We start from the raw sequence: 5419 nt of genomic DNA on the forward strand, positions 1-5419 counted from the left end.
GTTTCATTCTGATAGAGGAAAAGAGTTTGATAATCATTTGATTGATGAATGTTTAACAGCATTTGGAATTAAACGGTCGTTAAGTCGCAAAGGCTGCCCCTATGATAACGCAATTGCAGAAAGCACATTCAAAGCAGTGAAAACAGAATTTGTGTCAAATACTATTTTTGATTCACTGGCGCAACTTAAATTGGAATTTAATCACTATGTGGATTGGTTTAATTATAATCGACTTCATTCAACATTAAATTACCAGTCGCCGATTGAATACAAAAGAAATCGATGACCTTATCTTTTTGGTACTAAAAAGTGTGGACATACCAATGGCAGGGCGAAAATCAAAGATAAAGGACATGTTAAAACTAGGGCAAGAGTATTTGCATAAACAGGGCTATATCAAAAATGGCGAAGTCATTCCCTCTATGGCTGGACTGGCTTTATATGCTAACTGTTCAAGGTCAAGTTTATATAATTATGCGAGTTCAAGCGAAGAATTTAAGGACATGTTAGAACTTATCAAAGCGCGCCAAGAAGTGGAGTTAATTAATAAAGGCTTAAAAGGCGAGTTTAACGCGAGTATTGCCAAATTGATGCTTGCTAATCATGGTTATTCTGAAAAGCAGATATTAGACCATCAATCTATGGGTAGTAGCATTATAGCCAAATCTAAACCAATGCGCATAGAACTAGTATCGCCACCATCAAAGGATTTAACCGCCTGACAAGCAAAGAGCATAAACTTGTTGCCTGCTCAAGTTTTAGATGCTCAAATTGAGCCACTTCTTATAGAATTTAAATATTTAAAAATCTATTTAATACATAATCACTAGTACTTATATAGGTATCCATTCAGGTATCCAGTGAAAATACTTTAAATTAATGGATACTAATATACTAATCTAAGCAAAAGCGGTAATAATTGCTAATGCTTGCTTTCACAGAAAAATGGAAACCATTGTTTAAGTAAACCATACCCGATTAAGGTTCAAAAGACAGTTATCTTTATTATGAAGATAGCTTATAAAATTCTTTCATAAAGTTTAACTTAAAGAAAATTAAATAGTTATTATTGCTTTTCTCATATTGATTTATATTCTGTTTTAAACAGTTAAATGCATATTGATATAACAAAATAGAGCTATACAATATTACACAACTTATGTAATTGTACTTTTTAGGAGGCGTAATATGGCTACATCATCATTTAGCAAAACGTTTGTTTTGGCTGAGCCTCGTGACATTAATGTATTTCAGGAACTAGAGAAAGCACAAAGTACGATAAAAACTCGCGAGCGAGACGAGAAAACCGAATCTAAAAAAGCAGTAAAATTATTTTCTAAAGTTTTAACCCGAAAAAATGCTCACGGTTAATCTAGGTGAACTTATTAATGAATATGACGAGGAGGAAATAAAAAGCCTCCTTTGTTGTTTTTCTTGCCCTAGAAATAAGGATTTACAAGATTTTTTATGCAATTCAGCAATAGAATTTAGCAAAAGGAACGTATCAAAAACCTATCTTATTATCAACGAAGATAATCTTGATATTCTCGCCTATTTTCTTTAGCATTTACATCAATACAATCAAGTGATTTTGAAATATCTAAAACATTAGTATCTAGTATGGATGGCTTTAATAAGCACGCTACAGAAATAAAAGTTCATTTGATTGGCCAAATTGGCAAAAATTTCGCAGTTGAAAATAATCCTATAAATCTTGGGTTAATATTACAAGAAACTTTCACAATAATTAAACAAATCCGCGCTATGGCTGGCGGTAGATTTGCTATATTAGAATGTAATAATAATCCCTCATTGATAGCACTATATAAAAAATACGGATTTAAAATATTGCCCACCAAAGAAGATGGTGATCATCTTATCACTATGTGTATAAAAATTCCTGATTAGTAACCTCAATAATTTCATATCTAAAACAATTTCATGTATAAAAACACAGTACTATAATGTACCTAACTGTATATTACTGTACCTTATCTTTATTTTTTGAGATAATGTTAGTTAATAATTATAGATAATTTTGTTTTTTAAGTTTATTAACTTATTAATTTAATTTTTAATTTAAAAAAATTTTTTAGATAACTAAACAATAACATTTGAGATAATTGGAGATTTAATGGGGTTGTTACCAAAATTTAATCATTTTAATTTAGAATTGCTAAATCCATCCTTTGATTCTGATTTAGTTGATGTTTTAACTGAATTAGAATTATTACGACATTCTAAATTTGAAACCGAAGTTAATCCTCTAATTTTCAAACAAATTAAAAATATATTTCATAAGTTAGAAAGTTTAGGTTCTGCAAGAATTGAAGGAAATCATACCACATTAGATGATTATGTAGATAGTAAGTTAACTGAAAACACTCAAACTGAACAATTAAAAGAAATTGACAATATTGAAAACGCACTTAAATTTATTGATGATCATTTCCATGTTGGTGAACATATAACAGAACACTTTATTAAAGAAATTCATCAATTAACAGTACATAATCTAAAGTTTGAAGGAGATAAAACACCAGGTGCTTACAGGCAGCAGCCTATTAGAATAAGTGGTTCAAGCCATCTACCTCCCGATCATATACATATACCAACTTATATGAACGAGCTTATTACTTTTATCAATCAAGTCGATAAACCTAAATATGATTTGATGAAAATTGCTTTGGCACATCATCGTTTTGGTTGGATTCATCCTTTTTCAAATGGTAACGGAAGAACTGTAAGACTTATAACCTATGCTCTACTTGTTAAATACGGTTTTAATGTAAAAGTAAGCGGACGAGTGTTAAATCCTACAGCCGTATTTTGTAATGATAGAGAATCTTACTATTCTATGCTGTCAGAAGCTGATAAAGGAACCTCTGAAGCACTAGAAAAATGGTGTTTTTATGTTCTTTCAGGAATCTTAACTGAATTAAATAAACTGGACAAATTAAGTAATCGAGACTATCTCAGAAAAGAAATACTCAAGCCTGCATTAGATTATGTAAGCAAAATGGGGTTAATTGAATCAGATATCCAAATGAAAATATTATTACATGTTATAGATCAAGAAACGACCAAAACTGGAGATATAAAAACAATATTTCCTAACATGAAATCATCACAAATAACCTATCAGATTGGTAAATTAGTTGATAGTAAATTACTAAAACCAATAGAGGATGGAGCAAGAACCTACACTTTAAGGATAACTGATTCAGCATTATTTAAAGGTGTTATTTTATCATTACGAGATGCTGAATTAATTAAAGATTTTAACTAACAATATTATTTGCGTCTAGGCTGATCCCCGAATATTCGCAACCCTAGCGAACTGGCGCAAATATCTATTAGGGCGTGAGGAATGTAAATGGTTAGTTTTGCTAAAATGGGAGTATTCGAGCAAGCTGTAAAATTACCTATAATTGAAACAAAAGAGCTTGCTTTATTATTATGTGGTTTAGAACCATATATGAAAATAAAAGACATACCAGCAGAAATGATAGCAGAGTTTAAAACATATAAAAATCATATTGAACGGTGCTTATATGCGTTAGATTTACGTTATCATAACAACGTTCATGCAGATATAATGTTTGTTATTGCTTACCCATTACTTGATGAAAATAATACGCCAGAACCAGTTAAAAATCGTGCGTTAAAAGCCATGATTAGATTAACAAGAACACAAAAATGGAGAGAAATGTTATACACGATCGGCGGTGATGAATTATTAGAAATAGGGATCGAATTATCTAAAAGCCAAAGAGGGCAATATAAGAAAGATGAAGAACAGGTAAATATTTATAAAATGACAGGCATTTTATTAAAATTATTAGCCAAAAAACAAGGTAATGCTTATGGTACTGTAGATAATCCTAATATAGCTACAATAAAAAGAGAAATTGATGACTTAGCAAAAGCTCATAGTTTGAGTTTAAATGGATTGTCCAAATCTTCATTTTATGAAAAAGCAAAAATAGCTCTTTTTTATACACTCGATTAGCATTTCAACTCAAATGACCAATTGACTTATAATCCGTTGGTCACCCCTTTCTATTATAAACTATCTTATTGAAAATAAAGTTATTTAATATATCCAAATTATTCTATTTATCTATTTGTGCCTTAAATAAAATAAAAATTTATAAAAAAATGTGAAAGATTATAAACGCTTGATAACGCTCTACAACGATTGTGCACTATTTATTCTAAGATTATTCAATTAATTATTTGTTTTTATTAATATTATCATCGGATAAGTTATTGACGGAACGTGTATTATTTTGGCGGAATTATGAATATTTTAAAGTAATTCCTAAGTCAATGGATAACTAGATATTTATACAGTAACATAATATCAAATACTGATAAATTAAGGAGATAACTAATGACCAACCAAATCCTATCCAAAAAAGAAGTAAAAGCCTTACTTCACTTCAAATCTGACACTAGTCTTTATACGCTAGAACTGAAAGATAAAACCTTTCCACAAAAAATCAGAATTGGCTTGCGTCGTGTTGGCTATCGAGCTGATGAGATTTACTCTTGGCTTGAATCTCGCAGAGTAGAACGTCGCGAGGTAGCATAATGGTGATAAAACAAAACCCTCTATATTGCGAAATAATCGAGGGCTTAGATTGGAATCTTGACGCTTCCAATAATAGCCAATCTCGCTATCAGTGTCTACCCAAAAAGCCGAGAGCTTACCTATTAATTGCGTGTACTGGTGACAATGGTATTACAGAAAATGAGATATTGCGCACCTGTAGGCTTTCTAGCGGTAGGAATTATTGTTCAGAACTAGAAAGAAAGTTAGGCATCACATTAAAGCGCATGGATGAACCTAATACCGACGGAATAGGCTCACACTATCGCTATTACCTAGCCAATAAGGAAGATGCTCAAAAGGTGGTTAATCTGATTCTTAGTTATGAAAATAGCTTATTAACTGAATCAGATATCAGCCAAATTTTAGCACTTTACCCAAGCAAAGCAGCTTAATTAATTGATTTTATAGCAAAGCTCATTTTTGAGCCGACGGCATCCCTTTGCCTAAATTTAGCTAAATGGGTGATAAATAGACAGATTAGGAGATAAAAAATGACAGATTTTAATAATTTAGTACCAGTAACCGAAACACAATTAAACGGCAAATTACAGCAAACAGTTAGTGCAAAACAATTACATCATTTTCTTGGTGTAGGGCGTGATTTTTCTACATGGATAAAAGGGCGTATAGAACAATATGGCTTTATTGAAAATGATGATTATGTGGTTTTTGATTCCCCCGAATTGGTGAATCAAAGTATAAAAAACAAACAGCTTAATAAAAGGGAAACGGTAAGAGGCGGAGACCGTAGAAGTATTGATTATCATCTAACTTTAAACATGGCTAAAGAATTGGCGATGA

At 31.2% G+C, this 5419-nt stretch carries 9 protein-coding genes; all 9 read left to right on the top strand.

Annotated features, from left to right (window positions below):
• A partial coding sequence (locus tag A9G38_RS03775; RefSeq protein ID WP_141671722.1) for an IS3 family transposase occupies window positions 1–286 on the top strand: 286 nt, incomplete at its 5' end.
• Entirely contained in the window at window positions 264–722 is a 459-nt protein-coding gene (locus A9G38_RS03780; protein ID WP_202961590.1) for a terminase small subunit, read from the top strand. The genes A9G38_RS03775 and A9G38_RS03780, both read left to right, overlap by 23 nt.
• A gap of 466 nt (window positions 723–1188) precedes the next feature.
• Entirely contained in the window at window positions 1189–1371 is a 183-nt protein-coding gene (locus A9G38_RS03785) for a hypothetical protein (RefSeq protein ID WP_034915383.1), read from the top strand.
• 249 nt (window positions 1372–1620) lie between these two features.
• On the top strand, window positions 1621–1908 hold the full coding sequence (locus A9G38_RS03790) for a hypothetical protein (protein WP_202961591.1): 288 nt from the start codon (window positions 1621–1623) through the stop codon (window positions 1906–1908).
• Window positions 1909–2134: 226 nt separating this feature from the next.
• Window positions 2135–3289, top strand: coding sequence for a Fic family protein (locus tag A9G38_RS03795; protein ID WP_034915385.1), 1155 nt, complete (start codon window positions 2135–2137; stop codon window positions 3287–3289).
• A gap of 87 nt (window positions 3290–3376) precedes the next feature.
• Window positions 3377–4012, top strand: coding sequence for a hypothetical protein (locus tag A9G38_RS03800; RefSeq protein WP_034915389.1), 636 nt, complete (start codon window positions 3377–3379; stop codon window positions 4010–4012).
• Window positions 4013–4396: 384 nt separating this feature from the next.
• The gene (locus A9G38_RS03805; protein ID WP_034915392.1) at window positions 4397–4597 is read left to right on the top strand and encodes a helix-turn-helix transcriptional regulator; all 201 of its coding nucleotides are present in this window, start codon (window positions 4397–4399) and stop codon (window positions 4595–4597) included.
• Window positions 4597–5010, top strand: coding sequence for a hypothetical protein (locus A9G38_RS03810; RefSeq protein ID WP_034915400.1), 414 nt, complete (start codon window positions 4597–4599; stop codon window positions 5008–5010). The genes A9G38_RS03805 and A9G38_RS03810 overlap by 1 nt, the downstream gene beginning before the upstream one ends.
• A 99-nt stretch (window positions 5011–5109) precedes the next feature.
• The coding region (locus A9G38_RS03815) for an antA/AntB antirepressor family protein (protein ID WP_176713225.1) at window positions 5110–5419 on the top strand (310 nt) is incomplete at its 3' end.

It is taken from the genome of Gilliamella sp. Imp1-1 (genome assembly GCF_001690415.1).
GTDB lineage: Bacteria > Pseudomonadota > Gammaproteobacteria > Enterobacterales > Orbaceae > Gilliamella > Gilliamella bombi.

Excerpts from the sequence above, each read along its gene's own strand:
- A9G38_RS03785 (WP_034915383.1), top strand. The coding sequence starts at position 1,189 with ATGGCTACATCATCATTTAGCAAAACGTTTGTTTTGGCTGAGCCTCGT.
- A9G38_RS03790 (WP_202961591.1), top strand. The coding sequence starts at position 1,621 with ATGGATGGCTTTAATAAGCACGCTACAGAAATAAAAGTTCATTTGATT.
- A9G38_RS03795 (WP_034915385.1), top strand. The coding sequence starts at position 2,135 with ATGGGGTTGTTACCAAAATTTAATCATTTTAATTTAGAATTGCTAAAT.
- A9G38_RS03800 (WP_034915389.1), top strand. The coding sequence starts at position 3,377 with ATGGTTAGTTTTGCTAAAATGGGAGTATTCGAGCAAGCTGTAAAATTA.
- A9G38_RS03805 (WP_034915392.1), top strand. The coding sequence starts at position 4,397 with ATGACCAACCAAATCCTATCCAAAAAAGAAGTAAAAGCCTTACTTCAC.
- A9G38_RS03810 (WP_034915400.1), top strand. The coding sequence starts at position 4,597 with ATGGTGATAAAACAAAACCCTCTATATTGCGAAATAATCGAGGGCTTA.